We start from the raw sequence: 16,975 nt of genomic DNA, 5'->3' as shown, positions 1-16,975 counted from the left end.
TATCACATTTAATATTACGCATTAAAATTAACTCATCTCTTTCAAAGGCTCTATATTAAAAATAGAAAGCCCAGAAGCGATTACGTGCGCTAAGGCTTGGACGAGAAACATTCTTGCAGCGGTGAGGTTTAAGTTATTCTCCAGTATAAACCGCATATTTAAATCACTCTTGCCATATCCCCATAAAACGTGAAATGCTTCTGCAACTTCAAGTAAGTAGAAAGTAATTCTGTGTGGCTCATAAAGCCTTGCCGCTGTTTCTACCACATCTGGCCACTTTGCTAAGGTTTTTATGAGGAATAGCTCTCCATCTGTCTTTAAAAGTGAAGGGTCTGCTGCTGGGAGCTCTCTTGGAGCATTACGCATTAACGAATGAGCACGAGCGTGCGCATATTGCACATAAAAAATAGGATTATCTTTTGACTGTTCCTTAACTTTAGCAAAATCAAAGTCCAAGACCATATCATTCTTGCGTGTTAACATTATAAAACGAGTGATATCCCTGCCAACTTCTTCCACTACATCTCTTGCTGTGAGGAAGTTTCCTGATCTTTTGGACATCTTAACAGGTTTGCCATTCTCAAAAAAATTCACAATATTATGCAGTTTTACCTCTATCTTTGCTTCTAGCGCAGAGACAACTGCTTTGAGTCTTTTGACATAACCGCCGTGGTCACTGCCAAGCTCCACGATCATGTTGTTAAAGCCACGTGATATCTTATCGAAATGATAAGCGATATCTGAGGCAAAATAAGTCCAACTGCCATCCTCTTTTTTTAGTGCACGATCAACATCATCACCAAATTTTGTGGAGCAAAACAACATTTCTTTTCTAGAAGTCCAATTTTCACTTTCTTTACCTTTTGGTTTTTCTAGGTACCCTTCATACACTAGACCCTTGTCAGACAATATCTTTATACTCTCTTCAATTTTGCCACGTAGCTCATACTCTGAAGTAAAGACATCATGATTTACTCCAAGCAAGCTCATGTCCTCCTTTATGAGTTCTAAAATAGAACTTAAAGTATATTCTCTAATTATCTGGTTATCTTCCTCTGCTCTAAGCTCCTTGCCATATTTTTTAGCTAATCCCTCTCCTATTGGCTTTAAATATTCACCTGGGTATAAACCCTTTTCAATGCTAATTTTTTCTCCTAGAGCTTCCTTATACCGCAAATATACTGACCGAATTAGCGTATCTATCTGCGCTCCAGCGTCATTGATATAGTACTCCTTAGTAACATTATAGCCAACTTTCTTTAGTAAATTTGCCAGAACATCACCAAACACTGCTCCTCTTGCATGACCAATGTGCAGTGGACCTGTTGGATTTGCAGATACAAATTCAACATTGATGGCCTGATTGTTCCCTATATCTAGAGTGCCAAACTCCGTTTTTAGCTCATTTATTTGTTTTAAAATCCCATGCCACACTTCTATTTTTAAGTGCATATTGATGAAACCAGGGCCTGCTATTTCCACTTTTGCAACTTCATCAAAAAGTTCAAATTCTTTGGCTAAAACCTCTGCAATTTCAATGGGATTCTTTTTTTCATGCTTTGCAAGCACCATAGCAACATTTGTGTAAATATCTCCATGCGCTCTATTGCTCGGAGGTTCCACAATAAAATTTTCTGCACTTGTGCTTATAACACCCGTTTGCTTTAATTCACCTAATTTGCCAGAAATTAGAGAGGAAACCTGCTTGAAAATATTCATTAACTAAAAAGCTATAAGACCTATAACAGTATAGTGAATAAGTGGGACTAGTTGAAGGTTTATCTTAACTATTTTATCTTCCTGGATCAGAGTTTATATTAAGTCGTTGCCGTAACCATGGTAAGAGAAAGCCATAACTTCGCTGTAAACATCATTACCACCATCAGGTTCTTCAACACCATCAGGTTCTTCAACACCATCAGGTTCTCCAACACCATCAGGTTCTTCAACACCATCAGGTTCTTCAACACCATCAGGTTCTTCAACACCATCAGGTTCTTCAACACCATCAGGTTCTTCAACACCATCAGGTTCTTTAACACCATCAGGTTCTTTAACACCATCAGGCTCTTTCTCTTTCTTCAGTTCATCCTTAATACTTTCTTTCAGCTCATTCTTAGTCTTATCACTAATCTCAAATTTAAGACTTTTCTCTAGTTCATTCTTAATATTTTCTTTCAGTTCATTCTTAGTCTTATCACTAATCTCAAACTTAATACTTTTCTCTAGTTCATCCTTAATAGTTTCTTTTATCTCATTCTTAGTCTTATCATCAATCTCAAACTTAAAACATTTTTTCAGTTCATTCATAGTCCTGTCATCAATCTTACACTTAAGATCTTTACCACATTTATCATGAATCAACTTACTCTTATTGACTTTACAATCATCCAACTTTGTAAACAAATTAACTCTTACCATATCATTTACAAAACATGTATTAGTTGGCATTGGATGAGCATAGGCGCTTTTAAACATAAAATAACTCCATCAGTAAATGAATTTATTAAAAAATTAACCATAAAGTGAAAGTGTGTACTAACAATGTACACATTTCATTACTTTTATATAATATGAATAGTGCCTTCTAGTGTTGGTATACTGTGGTCAGTAGCAAGAACCATGATTATGCTAGAGTTCAGTGCTTCCACACATTCATCACATTTAGAATTGTCATAACACTTGCCCACAATTTTGCCATCTAAAATCCTAAGATCATTTTTAGTACTCTCAATAATTTCCCCACATTTCTGAGAATTCAGGCCTGTTTCCTTTCCGGTCTTCACATTGATAATCTTATCCGTTCCTGGCAAGGTCGATATTGCAAGCTTTTTTATGTCAAATGGTTCCGGTTCCTTAGTTTTAGGCTTAGTGCCAGTGTCAGGCTTAGGTTGTGGATAAGAAGGACAAGGGGGACAAGCAGGAACAGAGGGACAAGTAGGAGCAGGGGGACAAGCAGGACAAGGTGGTATACTTAAATCGAAGTCAGGAAGCTGTATATTTAAGTCGAGTCCATCATGCCGCGGGTCAAAGCGGTTATGGCAACGTGGATCAAAGTTATGATGGTACCGTGGATCAGTTATGCAAGCTGTGCGTGCAGAAATACATGGATCCATACGTGGATACGAAGAAAAATTATAAGTCATAAAAATCCTTTAAAAAGTAACTATTGAATTATTATAGGATAAAAAAGTTAATGATTTTATAATTCTAAGGTTAAAATTAGCATATACAAACTTACAGTACATTTCAAAATACGACTTTAATGTAGCAGATATTAGAGTTAAAAGTTTTACTATGGTAGAATAATGATAAGATTCCAAGAAGAAGCTGTCAGTAGTCAAATTAGTCGTGTTGCTGAAATAAATTGTAATATATGGTTACTATGAATAACAATTGCTTACCTTCTCAAGCAAAATGTGAAACACATGGGTTCCCATGTATTCTTGAAAGCACGTATAGCTAGAAATGCGTTTATGAGTTGTTTTACTCTTCTTTAGTACTAAAGAAGAGTAAAACAACTCACGGACCTATCACACACGCGATAACCAAAGTTACCCTTTCATTACCTTCATTACAACTACCTACAAAAATTCTTAAATTATCTCTGCCGCTGCAGTAGGCTTAAAATAAGTCTAGAGATGCTTCTCCAGTTTTTACAACTTCGTGCGTACCAAATTCTGTCTCAACTCCAGCTCCAGTTCCAATTCCAGTTCCAGTTCCAGTTCCAGTTCCCAAATGATATGGTGGTATATTTACCACTACTGTGTTACCAGAATCGTGAGCATGATACCATGCTGCTTCGTGACTACTGTGACATGGATGATGATAATGATTCAAATGTGAATGATGGTTATCTTGGCATGGAATGTGATTATGCTTGAAGGGTATGTGTAAATTAGGAATATGATGATCACCTATAAGACAGAACTTGTACACGGCTGTGCAGTCCTTGTCAAGGCAAGACTTATCTTCAGATTTATCAAATATGCATGCTGATTTAGAATCTGAGGAACAAGGTACATCGGTATTATGAGAGTAAACGTTGTACGGTTGTGAAATTGAATAGCGAGTCATAAAAAATCCTAAAAAAAATAACTATTAGATTATTATAGGACAAAATAATTAACAATTTAATAATTTTGAGATTAAAATTAGCATACACAAACTTACAGTACATTTCAAAATACGACTTTAATGTAGCAGATATTAGAGTTGGAAGTTTTACTATGGCAGAATAATGATAAGATTCCAAGAAGGAGCTGTCAGTAGTCAAATTAGTTGTGTGACTGAAATAAATTTTGGTAGAACTGCTATAGCCACTGCAAATGACAAGCAAGCATCTGTTTATTATATTTTTAAGCAAAATGTGAAGCACATGATTTCCCATGTGCTTTTTGAATCACATGTAGCTAGGATAGCATTATGTGAGTTGATAAATTGTTTGAGAAAACAATCTTCTAGTAAAGAAACCCAAATCCATCACAAGGACTATTACAAGCGTCATAATAGTTGTGATATGAATTAAAGTGATTGTTGCAGAAGTTACCAGCACAAGGTGTGAGTGGATTTGCATAAGCTTGTGCACAGTGCGAAATTGGTGCTGGTAAAACTTGTGTTGGCAAATTGAAAGCCGTACAAGGTGATTTTGGGAAATGACTATAATTGTAAACCATAACGATCCTTAAAAAATACTATGATATTATTATAAGCTAAAATAATTAATAAAATAATAATTTAGATACTAAATTCAGCATAACAACCAACAAGTATGACTCAAATTTTCCTTCAGTTTTTACTATATCTTCGCCAATTTTGCATACAGCCCATCTTTACTCATTAGAGAATCATGAGTACCGACTTCTTCCACTTTCCCGCAATTAATCACTATAATCTTGTCAGTTTTGAGTGCGGTTGATAGTCTGTGTGTGATTATGATTGTTGTTCTATTTTGCATTAATTTACTCAGTGCTTTTTGCACGAGACTTTCACTTTTATAGTCGAGGGCGGAAGTTGCTTCATCCAGTATTAGAACCTGAGAATTTTTCAGTATTGCTCTTGCTATTATAATACGTTGCTTTTGTCCTTCGGAAAGCTTTAGTCCTCTTTTTCCTACAAATGTATCAAATTTATCCGGCAGCTTATCAATAAATTCCATCGCATAAGCGCTGATAGCTGCTTGCCTAACTTCCTCATATTCAGCACCAGGTTTGCCGTATAGTATATTTTCCATTATTGAGCAAGAAAATATCATGTGATCTTGTGGTACTAAGCCAAACAGCGATCTTAGGTCATTTAGCCCAATTGTCTTAATATTCTGTCCATCGATAGTGATACTGCCTTCACTTGGATCGTGAAAACGGAGCAGAAGCTTTAAAATGGTGCTTTTGCCACTGCCAGATGGTCCAACAATTGATACTGATTGGCCTGCCTCTATAGAAAATGATACCTTATTTAATGCTGGCTTATCAGCATAAAAAAATGTTACATCGTTAAACGAAATTCCTTTTTGAACACTATTGATCCTTATAGGATTATCACTATCTAATATAGAGCTTTTCATGTTCATAAATTCAAATAAACGCTCTACAATTCCAAGACCTCGTTGCAAATCACTGATGTTATCGCTTAGATTGTTTACAGCCCCTGAAGCAAGTGCTGAATAAAACACAAATGAGGAGAGTTCTCCAATGGTCATATTATTACTTAAGACTTCTTTTATTCCCAAAAAAAGCAAAACAACTAGCGAACCTATCACACACGTGATAACTAGAGTTACTAAAATAGCACGCAAGAGTACTAATTTTACGTATGATTTTGATACTGAGTTTAGATGTTTCTGAAAACGAATTTTTTCATTTTCTTCTAGTACAAATGATTTAATGGTTACTATAGATCTAAAATTTTCCTCACTAAATGATGCAAGCTCACTTAATTTATCCTGAGCAAAGCGTGCATAATTGCGAACTTTTTTTCCAAGTGAAGTCATGATAATGAGCAGTATGGGTATTATTGCAGCTGCATATGCGGTTAAATGTAGATTTGTGTATAACAGCATTGCAACACTACCAGTTAGTACCACTGCATTCCTCAATATTGTCAATAAGCTGCTGTTTATTATCGATTGCAATGCAGAGGTATCAGTAATGAGTGCTGAGATAACATCTTGCACACCTGTATTCTCAAAGAAGCTTGGTTGTAAATCAGTAATACTGCTATATAAGTCATATCTGATTCTTGCGATAACTTTTTCGCTGCCAACACCAATAAAATATAACCGAATAAATGCAGTGAAAGAAATGCCTAAAACTATCAGTATTGCAACTAATAATTTGGTAGTAAAGTCATGCTCTGTACCAGAATCAATTATGTTGCTTAAGCCTCTACCAAAAAGAAGAATCGTTAAAGCTGAAAATAGAACTGCAATAAAAGCTACGGTAAAATAATGTAGACTAGGTTTTATATAGTAAAATAACTGCTTAATGTTAGATCGCATTTTATTTTAAAGTTAAGTATTTAGCTTCAGGAAAAAGTTACAATATTAGTTTACAGTGTACTTCGTTAGAGCAATACGTTCAAGAAACTTTAGCTTCTGAAGGAAAAACGCTGCGAAATTACAGAAAGTTAGCAAAAAAACTACTGAATAGACCAGAGTTTATTTTGTTCCAATGTGTAACGCCACTATTCCATAGCTCATATTGTGGAACTCAACATTCTTAAAGCCTACCTCTTCAATTTCCATTTTAAAATTAGTTTGAGTTGGAAATTCTCTTATGCTTCTTACCAGGTATTCGTAAGAACCCTTATCTTTAGCAACTATGCTACCAATTTTAGGAATTACTTTAAATGAGTATAAGTCATAAAATTTGGTGAATATCTCATTTTGATAATGCATAGGGGCAAACTCCAAGCAAATAAATTTCCCATCTGGCTTCAATACCCTATATGCTTCACTTAAAGCCTTTTTACGGTCAGAAAAGTTTCGAATACCAAAAGCTACTGTATAATAATCAAATTCGGAATCTTCAAATGGTAAACTCTCTGCATTTGCACATACCCAATTGAAATTTAGCTGATTTGAATTTATAGCTTTATCACGCCCTTTGTCCAGCATGTTTTGATTTATATCACATACTGTAACTTGAGCACTTGGCTCCCCTCTTGCTATTCTTATAGCTATATCTCCGGTTCCTCCAGCAATATCCAAAACCTTGGAGTTCTTTTTAAAATGCACACTACTTACCATCTTCTCTTTCCATAGCCTGTGCATTCCAAGGCTCATTATATCATTCATGATGTCGTAGCAATTTGCTACAGAATTGAAAACCTCTTTAACTAGTTGTGATTTATCCATATTTTATATAGAGATTGCTTACATAATTATTTTAAACTTTAGCAGTTAAATTAATATACTAATGAGAAAAATATACTACAATTAAACATATTTAATCCAGTAAATCATTAGTGTCGACAGCTTTTTCACAAAATATCATCTCTCTTATTATGATATTATCTGTAGCAGTTGTTGATATGGCAACAGACTTATACTCAGTTGCATTGCCAAGTATTGCCAACTATTTTAAGGTGAAAGGTAATATAGCGCAGCTTACGATCAGTTTAAATTTAGTAGGAGTTGCAATATCTGGATTAATTTATGGCCCATTGTCAGACTATTATGGTAGGCGCCTAATAATGCTTATTGGTATGACAATTTTTACTTTGGCAAGTATTGTATGTTGCATAGCTGATAATATTATACTTTTAATATTAATCCGTTTTATACAAGGAGCAGGAGCGGGTGTTGCAGGCGTTGTCGGATATGCAGCAATCAGGGATATGTACTCAGGTAGTGAATACTCAAGAGTAATCTCAAAGTTAAATATGGTAGTAGCACTTTCACCTGGAATAGCTCCAGTGGTAGGCAGTTATATAATTTCACATGGTTATAGTTGGAAGTTTTTGTTTTTTATCATATCACTTGCCGCAATTATTATGCTCATTTTTATTTACTTGAAGCTGCAAGAAACGCTGACTGTAAATAAAAGTAAAGCCAGTATTAATATCTTCAAGCAGTATATATTAATATTTAAGAATTATCGTTTCCTTGGATTTTCAACCATTCATGGATTAACTTTCATGTGGCTTTGGGCATACATTGCTAACTACCCGTTCATATTTGAATCAATGGGCGTTGAAGTACAATATTTTGGCTATCTTATATCAATCATAGTTATATTTTACATAATTGGAACTTTAATTAACAGAAGGTACGTACCAAAAATAGGGGTTAGCAAGATGCTAATAATAGGTTTGGTACTACCAATAATATCCGATGGTTTATTGGTATATTTTTATTTCATAAACAAGTTGAGCGTACTTATTCTTCAAGTTATTTGGATTCCAAGCAATATTGGCCTTGCACTCGTAATCAGCAATAACGTAACTTCTGCTTTAGAAACAATCAAGGGTATAGGGCTTGGTAGTGCAGTCCTCTCATTCTGCAATATGATGTTTGGAGCTATTGGAATATATATAGTAGGAAAATTTTTTCACTATAGTATTTTACCAAATTTACTGTTAACAGTTGCATGTTCTATAATTGCAATTCTTATATATAGTTTACTTAAATATACTGAAAACCACGAAGGATAATCATTGCTCGTACAGCCTAGAGCTCATGGATTATTAACTAACTTACTATAATAATGCAATTTTATAGAGAAGTGCTAAATGAATTATTCAGTCAGAGATATAGATTCTAAGCTACTTAATGCTGCTGAAAGAGGTGATATTGATGAAGTAAAGCATCTAATAAACGAAGGGGCAGATGTTAATGCAAAAGACGTTTATGAAAAGACTCCTTTACACTGGGCTGCTGAAAAAGGCCATAAAGAGATAGTAGAAATTCTATTAAAGAAAGGAGCAAATGTTAATTCAGTAGCATTTCTAGACATAACTCCTCTACTCTTTGCTGCTATGGAAGGACATGAAGATGTAGTAGAAATTTTATTGAAGAGAGGAGCAGATGTTAATGGAGTAGAAAGCTTTAGTGGAATGACTTCTTTATGGCTGGCTGCTCAAAATGGTCATGAAAGTTTAGTAGAAGTGTTATTAACAGCAGAAAATCGATATTAGCATGTATCCTCAAGCATTACGTTTTGCTGCTAGAAATGGCCATGAAGGCGTAGTAAAAGTATTATTAAGAACAAAAGGAATAGATATTAAAACACTTTCTGAGGAACTAGGCTTGGCTGCTGAAAATGGTTATGAAGGTGTAGTAAAAGCGCTACTAACAGCAGAACAAGTCAACGTTGATAGGTATTTTTCAGCACTATATTTTGCTGCTGCAAATGGTCGTGAAGGTATAGTAAAAGCGCTACTAACAGCAGAACAAATTAGTGTTTCAGAAAAAGATAGTTTTGGAAAGACTACTTTACATTGGGCTGCTGAAAGAGGTCATATAGAGATATTAAACACTCTATTAGGCAAAAAAGCGAGTGTTAATATAAAAGATAATTATGGAGAGACCCCTTTACATTATGCTGCTAAAAATGGTCATATAGAAATAGTAAAAATTCTATTAGCAGTAGACGGAATCGATATCAATGTAAAAGACAAGGATGAAAAAACTCCTTTTGATTTAGCTAAAACAGAAGAAATAAAAGCTCTATTAAAAAAAGCCGCAGAAAAAACTGATGACAGTTCAGTATCGACAGATAGTGAAGAAGATCAAGAGAAAGATGCTGGACAAGAAGGTAATGTCCAACCAGTTACACAAGAGCAAGACCCAAAGGAAGAACAACAGGAGATCAGTGCAGAAGAAGAAAGTGATGTAAAAATTGAAGCTGCTGATAATGGACATTCTATTGACATAACACTTACACAAAATGGTGTTAGTCCACGAAGTGAATCATCAACAAATGAAGAACAGCCAAGCTCTTTTTTTAGTAGTTTGTTTGGTATACTGATTAAACCTTTTTCTTTAATAGGATCATTTTTGGGTGGATTTTTTTCATGGTTGTTTGGATCTGATGAACCATCAACTGAATCTGATCAAATAATTACACCAAGTAACTCAGGAGGAGAGGAGCTAACAAACTATCAAGAGGGTGATAATAATATTATATAATAGATTTCTTGCATAACTGGAATGCAAAAGTTGATGTCATGAAACCAATTAAATTTACGGAGTATAATGGATTCCAGACTGGAATGACGCTCTTTTGGTGCACAACCTTTGGTGTATTACGAAACGATTCCCATTCAAGACAATGTCATCCCAGTGCTTGACACTGGGATCCAGAAATTTTGGGTACAAAAGTAATCCTAAGTTTTTATTGATGAGATTACGAAAGAGTGGATCCCAGTGTCAAGCACTGGGATGACAATAAGGAGCTACCTGAACGACAAGAAAAGACTACTTGAATGACAAAAAAGGGAGCATTGGCTTGCACATTCCCCTGAACAAATACCTTGATACATTAAAGTTTCTAGGTTTGAGTAGTGAAATCCGATCAGTATGAAAATTAGCAAACTCCTTTTTATTCGCTGTAGAATAAAATTTTTTATTTTAATGAAAAAATTGCTTCCGCATATTCAAGATGCCATTATAATGATGGTAGAGATATTTAGAGAGCTCAAAATCTATCTCGGTCTGCAGACCTTTTAACCAATTTTTCAATAAAAATTCAGCCACATCTGTTGTGTGTACATTCTGAATCTTTTTTATACAGGAGGATTTTATGTCTAGAATTCCAGATACTTGACCTTTACTTTAGCTAATAACAGGCGCCTGTAGTTTTTATAATTAGTGTTAACACGGTTTTTCTACTTTTTTTTTCTTAATGTTTTAACTCAATACACACCATCATCATTTACTGCTTCTAAATATATCATTGCTAAACACACGCCACTGTGTATTTCTATAGATAACTCATTGCCTAGACTTCGATTAAAGCAAGAATTCTTTCCTGGAAAAGCAAGGTTACTATGGCATAGTTCCCATTTTAATCCTTTAGTTGATATTTGAGCTTTCGGTATACCAAGTAAGGATATTTTAGTATTTTTTAGCAAAGAGGAAAAATAGGTAATACCCTTTTGTAAGGCGTACCCCACCATGGAAGGCGAAGGCATATAAAAGATACTATCTGTACTTGAAAAAATGTTGATATTTTGTAGTATATGATCAATTGCTCCTCCAGTAATACCCGTTACTATTGATGGCAATAACTTTACTGTTTTTAAGTGAGCCATTGCTTTAGAAAAGTCGCAATAATCTTGATCAGGTAGATATACTGTATTTAAATTAGCACGTAAATTCGGATTTATACTATCCAAATCTCCTATTACAAGATCAGGTTTTACGCCAATTGATAGAAGCTTATTTGCCCCTCCATCTACAGCAATAACAGGTATATCTTGTTTAAAAAACGATGAATCAGGTATTTCTCCATTTAATACTACAATAGAACGATATTCTTGCTCCACGCTACAATGTAGCATATGGTTATAAAACGCTTCGTGCAGTTTTTGCATCGTAGTAACATTTTTGAACAATTGATATTATACTGATCACTAATCCAGCAATATTACTGAGTATCACAAAAGTTAAACCCTGACAAATACCGTAAATAAGCCAAGATGATGAACAAATAAGATAATTCACCAACATTAGCATCGATACGTCACGAGTAAGTTTTGTGATATATGCTCTATATACTTGAGGCAATAACCCAATAAGAGATGTAATGAACGCGATGAAGCCAAAGCATTCTTCAATATTTATATACATACATTTTCCTACGTTTGTTTTAACAAGATCAGGTTCAAAGGGTTGTACTTTATGTACTCTCAGCTTTTTTAGAGCACCCCTAATGCGTGTAATTTATAACATCATTTAGTCTATTAATCAAGAAATTAACAGTGACTTGCATTCATGAAACCCAATCGGCTTCTATGCTAATTATTATCCAAACTAATAGTCGGCTGTGCATCCTGCTCAGAGATCAGAGCAACTAGCAAATTGTTTATCAATTGAACCTTTTGTTTTCCATCCAATTGTAAGCTTTTATTTTTTTCAAAATGGGCTATTACTTCTTCGATAATTCCTATTGCGTTTTGCACTATATGCTTTCTTGCAGAGGTGATGGCATGTGCTTGTTGACGCCTCAGCATTGCCTGTGCAATCTCAGATGAATACGCCAAATGCGATATTCTCGCTTCTGTAATTTCAATTCCAGCAATATTCAATCTTTGTTGTAGCATTGACCGCAATTCATTTGAAATTTTGTCAGAGTTTTTACGCAAAGATTCTTCATCGTTTTCGCTATCATACGGATAATTACTTGCCAGTTCTCTAATTACCGAGTCACTTTGCACAAAAACAAAATCATGATAATTATTAACATTATAATATGCCTTCGCAGGACTGCTCACTCTCCAAACAATTACTACTGAAATCTCTATCGGACTTCCATTAGCATCATTAACTTTAATTTTTTCTGTGTTAATATTCTGAAATTTCAAAGAAACTCTATATTTACTCGAAAATGGAAGCGTTACGCATATTCCAGATTTAAAATAAGTTCCAATATAATGACCAAAAAACTCTATCACTCTTGCTTCATTAGGATCATTAACGAAAAATCCTTGAGAAAAAGTCAATATTGAAACAGCAGCAACTCCAAGTGCAATTGTGCTGTCATACAAAAAAAGTACCAATAAAATTAACCCTAGCGCTATTAGTACAGGAAAAGCCTGAATTTTACTTAAATTTCTATCACTTATCGTATTTTTATCTGTACTGTCTTCATCAGATTGCTTTTTCACTTGCACCCTCTCTGCTGATTATTTCATCTACCTTACTTACAAATAATTTAAACTCTCTTAATTCACGATCAGACAACTTTATCTCATTGCCATGAGCTATCGTAAGCGGATCAATATGTTTACCATTATATATAACTTCATAATGTAAATGAGGTCCCGTTGCAACACCAGTGCTGCCAACATAAGCAATGATTTGTCCCTGCTTTACTTTAGAGCCTAACTTTATATCGCTACTAAATTTGCTTATATGTGCGTAACAAGTTGAATATTTATTGTTGTGCTTTATTTTGATGTAATTCCCATAGCCACCATTCTTTCCTATATATTCTATTACACCTTCTGCAGTGGCGTGTATAGGAGTGCCAAGTTTAGCTGCATAATCTACTCCTTTATGAAAAGCAATTTTACCATGAATGGGATGCTTTCTATTACTAAAATTCGAGGATATACGAAAATCTCCGTTCAAAGGACTTACGAAACTCTTTAAGCTTATCCCCTCTTCATTAAAATACTCTTCTTTGCCGTTTTGTGACTCATAATAATATAAACTTATAGCTTTATTGCTTGTTGTGAGTGAAGTATATAAAATTTTTTCTTCAGCCTTCTGATCACTCTCACACAGAACTTCCAACTTGCTTTTGGGCACAATGTCTTTTTTAAAATCTACACCATAATCTTTATATATGCTGATTAATCTCATTATTGTATCTGGCGCCAAACCTCCTACATCAAAAAAAGAGGATTTTATGTCACTGGATATGAATAACAACTTTCTATCACTTTCTGTAGCTTTTTTTTTCCTGATCCCGTGCTGAAGTAACGCTGGAAAGTGGTTTAGGTTGCTTTCTGTTATTCCAGTGCTTGAACAGTTTTTTAATCGAAAATGTTGTATAGCGTGCTGTTTACAATCAATTTCCAGTGTCTGGGCACTGGAATGACAATAGTCTTTCTGCGCAAATGTTTCAGTTGAATATGCTGGTAAAATACAAAGCAGTGGAAGTATTACCAGCCTCATAGTTTATCAGCAAAAATAAAATTACCTTCAACATACTGCACATCATCATTATCTTCTAGCTCTTCAACTAATATAGATAATTTATCAATTAATTCTTTGTCGCTAACTTCAATCAGGTCCTTTGGTTGCCATGAAAGACGAGCAAGTTCTGGTTCTCCAAATTTTGTATAGAAAGCGTCACGTACTTTACCAAAGTCTTTTACTTCACAAGTTATAACATATAATTCTTCTTTGTTATTTTCCTCAACATTCAATACTTCTAATTCAATTCCATAGTTAAATAAATCTTCAAAATTTATACCCCCTGCTTTATAGACAATTAAGCCTACATGATCGAAAAGGTAACTCACACATCCTGTTTCTCCCAAATTACCGCCTTTGCGAGAAAAGATATAACGTATCTCAGAAGCAGTTCGGTTGCGATTATTTGTCAGAGCATGGACAATAAGTGCAGCACCAGAAGGTCCGCAGCCTTCATATTGTATTTCTTCATAACTTTCTCCAGCAACGTTACCAGCTGCATTTTTTATTGCTGTTTCTATTTTATCTTTTGGTAGATTTTCCTTTCGCGCAGCAAAGATAGCAGAGCGAAGACGTGGATTGAGTTCGGGATCAGGCAGCCCTTGTTTTGCAGCAACTGTTATTTCCCTAATGAGCTTCGTAAATTTTTGCGAGCGCTTTGCATCCTGAGCACCTTTTCGATGTTTTATATTTGAAAACTGTGAATGACCAGCCATAAGAAAACTAATTCACCCCTTCTGCTAACATATTTTCATACTGCTCAGCTTCTAAGTCAAGGCCAAGAGCTAAGTGAGCTGTTATTAAATAACTAATAACTCTAGAAGAATATTTATCGCTTATCATATTTTGAAAACGCTTAATTGCTGCTAAATATTCACCACGCTTTAGGTAAAATTCACCAATAGAATACTCTTTTTTTGATATATGTTCTGTGATTAATTTTTCTTTTTCTTTGATCTCTTCTATATATTCGCTATTCGGAAAAAGATTAATATATTCAGTAGCTAGCTCTAAAGTTTTATATGCAATTTGTTGCCCAAGCTGCACTTTATTAATTTGCATGTAATAAGATAATACTCTTAAGTAATATACATATGGCAAATCTTCACCATTTGGATAAACGTATATATAATCATCCATATCACTTGTAGCACCGCTGTATTTACCCATATTATAGTAAGAAACTCCAGATAATAATTTTGCTTTCATTGCCCAATAAGATAAAGGATACAAATCCTCTATCTTTTGAAATGCTCTAATAGCTTGCTTATATTTTTTCTGATCATAAAGCTTAACTGCCTCCTCATATAGTTCAGTTTCAGTGTGTTCCAGATCATCCCCATACGAATGCACAAAGGAGCAAATAAGGAGAAAAAAGCATATGATTAAAGTCTTATACATAAGATTTTTTTTGATCAAAATAAAGTATAGACTAAATATTACCTAAATAAACAAATTTTTGGCATTATCATCGAGCAAAAACCTGCCCTTCCCGTATATTACCTATACCAGCACCTGTTGGAACACCTTTTCCACTCACTTCTACGTTCTCTAGCTTTCTAATATAAGAATGTATGATCAATCCACTTCCGACCATCAAAAGAGCAATACCTACCAGACCTAAAGCAGGCCCAACAGCAGATGATGCTAATGCTACTCCAGAAATCAATATTATTCTCCTGATTAGTAATAAAGAAGAACCAGCAAGCATTAACTTAGCTGTAGACATATTGCTTGTCTTTTTTTCAAATTTCTCATCAAAGCCTTGCTCTTTTTCTACTTCAGAATTTTTATTTTTCTTGTACTCACAATAGCAAAAAGTAGCACTCGCTACAAAGTAGAATATACTAGAAATTGAAAAAGCTACGTCTTCTATTATTCCTTGTGCCAATGCTTCGCTTACTATGCTAGCCACAATAACTAATGTAACTAAAGCAGCATCAGCATAGTTACAGTAATCATCAACTGTATAAGGAATGTCTCTCTTTTCTTTTTCTCCATCTTCAATATTCTCCAACTCTCGTTCTTTTTCTGCTATTTTTCTATTATTATAAATTAAATATAGCGTGCAAATGAGAGATAAGATTGTAAAGGGTAATATAGTATGGCCTAATGCGCTACTTATCACACCAAGTAATACCTGATCGCTACATGTTTTTTCGAGCTCAATTGCCATCAATAATGCAAATGGAACCATTGTTACCAATGATACACATTTTCTATGTAGCTCTCTTTTTTTTAACGTTAATAACTCTTGTTCTAGCTTCTTCTTTTTTTTTCCTTCTTCAAGTGTTAATAATTCTTGCTCAAGTTTTTTTCTCTTTTCTTCTTCATCAACTGTTGACCAGAAATCTCGAAAAAAATCCTCTATTTTAGTATCTTTCTCAGAACTTGATCTCTTAAAGGAAGACTCAGTATTAAAGCTATCTATAATAATACCAGTCATACAAACTTGACTAATTTATAAACTAATACATTATACAGGATTTTAACTAATCAGTCAATATTGTGAAATTATTAACTTTCTTTGTATACTCTTAAGCGATTCAGTCAATCTGTTTGATGCCAGCTAGAACGTAATTATAGCCTGACCACATAGTCATAACAGCTGCAGCCCACAAACAAATCACACCTATGTATTTAGTTATTTCATAATCACTCATTATTAACGCCACTATAGCAACCATCTGCAAAAATGTTTTAATTTTCCCAGCCTTACTCACAGGTAAACTAACGTTTGTAGCTATCAAGAACTCCCGCAAGCCTGAAACTAATATCTCCCTACAAACAATTATAACTGACGGTATAATTGTAATATCATCTATCTTATGCTTATAAACTAGCATGATTATTGTTGAAGCTACTACTAACTTGTCGGCAATTGGATCAAATAACTTGCCAAAATTCGATTGGACTTTCCATGCACGCGCTAAATAACCATCAAAAAAATCTGTAATGCACGCAAACATAAAGATCAATATTGTTATTAGACTTGCATACTTACTCTCTATATAAAAGCTTGATATTATTGCCGGTATTGCGAGCGCACGAGAAATTGTTAGCAAATTAGGCACGTTTTTCTTAAGCATGTCACATCACCCTACGTAGTAG

The 16,975-nt window shown here is 34.4% G+C and carries 17 protein-coding genes and 1 riboswitch; of the genes, 3 read left to right on the top strand and 14 right to left on the bottom strand.

From position 1 onward, the window contains the following. Positions 1-27: 27 nt before the first annotated feature. From argS to ubiE, 6 genes are all read right to left on the bottom strand, one after another. A complete protein-coding gene (argS, locus tag BVG17_RS05915) occupies positions 28-1,719 on the bottom strand; it encodes an arginine--tRNA ligase (RefSeq protein WP_063631078.1) in 1,692 nt (563 codons plus the stop codon). A gap of 93 nt (positions 1,720-1,812) precedes the next feature. Further along, positions 1,813-2,478 (bottom strand): hypothetical protein, encoded by a 666-nt coding sequence (locus tag BVG17_RS05910; RefSeq protein ID WP_143688862.1) that lies wholly within the window; start codon positions 2,476-2,478, stop codon positions 1,813-1,815. 86 nt (positions 2,479-2,564) lie between these two features. Further along, positions 2,565-3,146 (bottom strand): hypothetical protein, encoded by a 582-nt coding sequence (locus BVG17_RS09640; protein WP_241654181.1) that lies wholly within the window; start codon positions 3,144-3,146, stop codon positions 2,565-2,567. A gap of 478 nt (positions 3,147-3,624) precedes the next feature. Then, a complete protein-coding gene (locus tag BVG17_RS05900; protein ID WP_143688861.1) occupies positions 3,625-4,077 on the bottom strand; it encodes a hypothetical protein in 453 nt (150 codons plus the stop codon). A 721-nt stretch (positions 4,078-4,798) separates the two neighbouring features. Then, positions 4,799-6,496, bottom strand: a complete 1,698-nt coding sequence (locus tag BVG17_RS05895; RefSeq protein WP_063631075.1) for an ABC transporter ATP-binding protein — start codon at positions 6,494-6,496, stop codon at positions 4,799-4,801. A gap of 159 nt (positions 6,497-6,655) precedes the next feature. Next, positions 6,656-7,354 (bottom strand): bifunctional demethylmenaquinone methyltransferase/2-methoxy-6-polyprenyl-1,4-benzoquinol methylase UbiE, encoded by a 699-nt coding sequence (gene ubiE, locus BVG17_RS05890; protein WP_063631074.1) that lies wholly within the window; start codon positions 7,352-7,354, stop codon positions 6,656-6,658. Positions 7,355-7,503: 149 nt separating this feature from the next. Here ubiE and BVG17_RS05885 point away from each other — a divergent pair, with 149 nt between their 5' ends. The 3 genes from BVG17_RS05885 to BVG17_RS05875 all read left to right on the top strand — a co-directional run bounded on the left by BVG17_RS05885 (position 7,504) and on the right by BVG17_RS05875 (position 10,129). After that, the gene (locus tag BVG17_RS05885; RefSeq protein WP_063631073.1) at positions 7,504-8,652 is read left to right on the top strand and encodes a Bcr/CflA family efflux MFS transporter; all 1,149 of its coding nucleotides are present in this window, start codon (positions 7,504-7,506) and stop codon (positions 8,650-8,652) included. Positions 8,653-8,730: 78 nt separating this feature from the next. After that, positions 8,731-9,135: an ankyrin repeat domain-containing protein gene (locus tag BVG17_RS05880; protein WP_241654180.1), complete on the top strand. Its 405-nt coding sequence runs from the start codon at positions 8,731-8,733 to the stop codon at positions 9,133-9,135. Between the two features lies 1 nt (position 9,136). Then, positions 9,137-10,129 carry an ankyrin repeat domain-containing protein gene (locus BVG17_RS05875; RefSeq protein ID WP_063631072.1) on the top strand — a complete coding sequence of 331 codons (993 nt, stop codon included), beginning with the start codon at positions 9,137-9,139 and terminating at the stop codon, positions 10,127-10,129. 725 nt (positions 10,130-10,854) lie between these two features. On the opposite strand, the gene BVG17_RS05865 is transcribed toward BVG17_RS05875, so the two are convergent. The 8 genes from BVG17_RS05865 to pgsA all read right to left on the bottom strand — a co-directional run bounded on the left by BVG17_RS05865 (position 10,855) and on the right by pgsA (position 16,953). Continuing rightward, positions 10,855-11,535 (bottom strand): thiamine diphosphokinase, encoded by a 681-nt coding sequence (locus tag BVG17_RS05865; protein WP_063631071.1) that lies wholly within the window; start codon positions 11,533-11,535, stop codon positions 10,855-10,857. Further along, positions 11,507-11,791 carry a SemiSWEET family sugar transporter gene (locus BVG17_RS05860; protein WP_017532519.1) on the bottom strand — a complete coding sequence of 95 codons (285 nt, stop codon included), beginning with the start codon at positions 11,789-11,791 and terminating at the stop codon, positions 11,507-11,509. The genes BVG17_RS05865 and BVG17_RS05860 overlap by 29 nt, the downstream gene beginning before the upstream one ends. Beyond that, a riboswitch (TPP riboswitch) is annotated at positions 11,780-11,882 on the bottom strand. Its footprint overlaps the gene before it by 12 nt. Before the next feature lie 76 nt (positions 11,883-11,958). Then, positions 11,959-12,828, bottom strand: coding sequence for an SPFH domain-containing protein (locus tag BVG17_RS05855; protein WP_063631070.1), 870 nt, complete (start codon positions 12,826-12,828; stop codon positions 11,959-11,961). Beyond that, positions 12,812-13,843: a M23 family metallopeptidase gene (locus tag BVG17_RS05850; RefSeq protein ID WP_063631069.1), complete on the bottom strand. Its 1,032-nt coding sequence runs from the start codon at positions 13,841-13,843 to the stop codon at positions 12,812-12,814. The genes BVG17_RS05855 and BVG17_RS05850 overlap by 17 nt, the downstream gene beginning before the upstream one ends. Further along, the gene (locus BVG17_RS05845; protein ID WP_063631068.1) at positions 13,840-14,580 is read right to left on the bottom strand and encodes a YebC/PmpR family DNA-binding transcriptional regulator; all 741 of its coding nucleotides are present in this window, start codon (positions 14,578-14,580) and stop codon (positions 13,840-13,842) included. The genes BVG17_RS05850 and BVG17_RS05845 overlap by 4 nt, the downstream gene beginning before the upstream one ends. A gap of 7 nt (positions 14,581-14,587) precedes the next feature. Beyond that, a complete protein-coding gene (gene bamD, locus BVG17_RS05840; protein WP_063631067.1) occupies positions 14,588-15,265 on the bottom strand; it encodes an outer membrane protein assembly factor BamD in 678 nt (225 codons plus the stop codon). 67 nt (positions 15,266-15,332) lie between these two features. Next, positions 15,333-16,310 carry a hypothetical protein gene (locus BVG17_RS05835; RefSeq protein WP_063631066.1) on the bottom strand — a complete coding sequence of 326 codons (978 nt, stop codon included), beginning with the start codon at positions 16,308-16,310 and terminating at the stop codon, positions 15,333-15,335. Positions 16,311-16,410: 100 nt separating this feature from the next. Next, entirely contained in the window at positions 16,411-16,953 is a 543-nt protein-coding gene (gene pgsA / locus BVG17_RS05830; protein ID WP_017532514.1) for a CDP-diacylglycerol--glycerol-3-phosphate 3-phosphatidyltransferase, read from the bottom strand. Between the last annotated feature and the right edge of the window lie 22 nt (positions 16,954-16,975).

The sequence above is a fragment of the Wolbachia endosymbiont of Laodelphax striatellus genome (assembly GCF_007115015.1).
Taxonomy (GTDB): Bacteria; Pseudomonadota; Alphaproteobacteria; order Rickettsiales; family Anaplasmataceae; genus Wolbachia.
The sequence above is the reverse complement of the archived record's forward strand: the minus strand, read 5'-3'. Positions and strand labels throughout refer to the sequence as shown.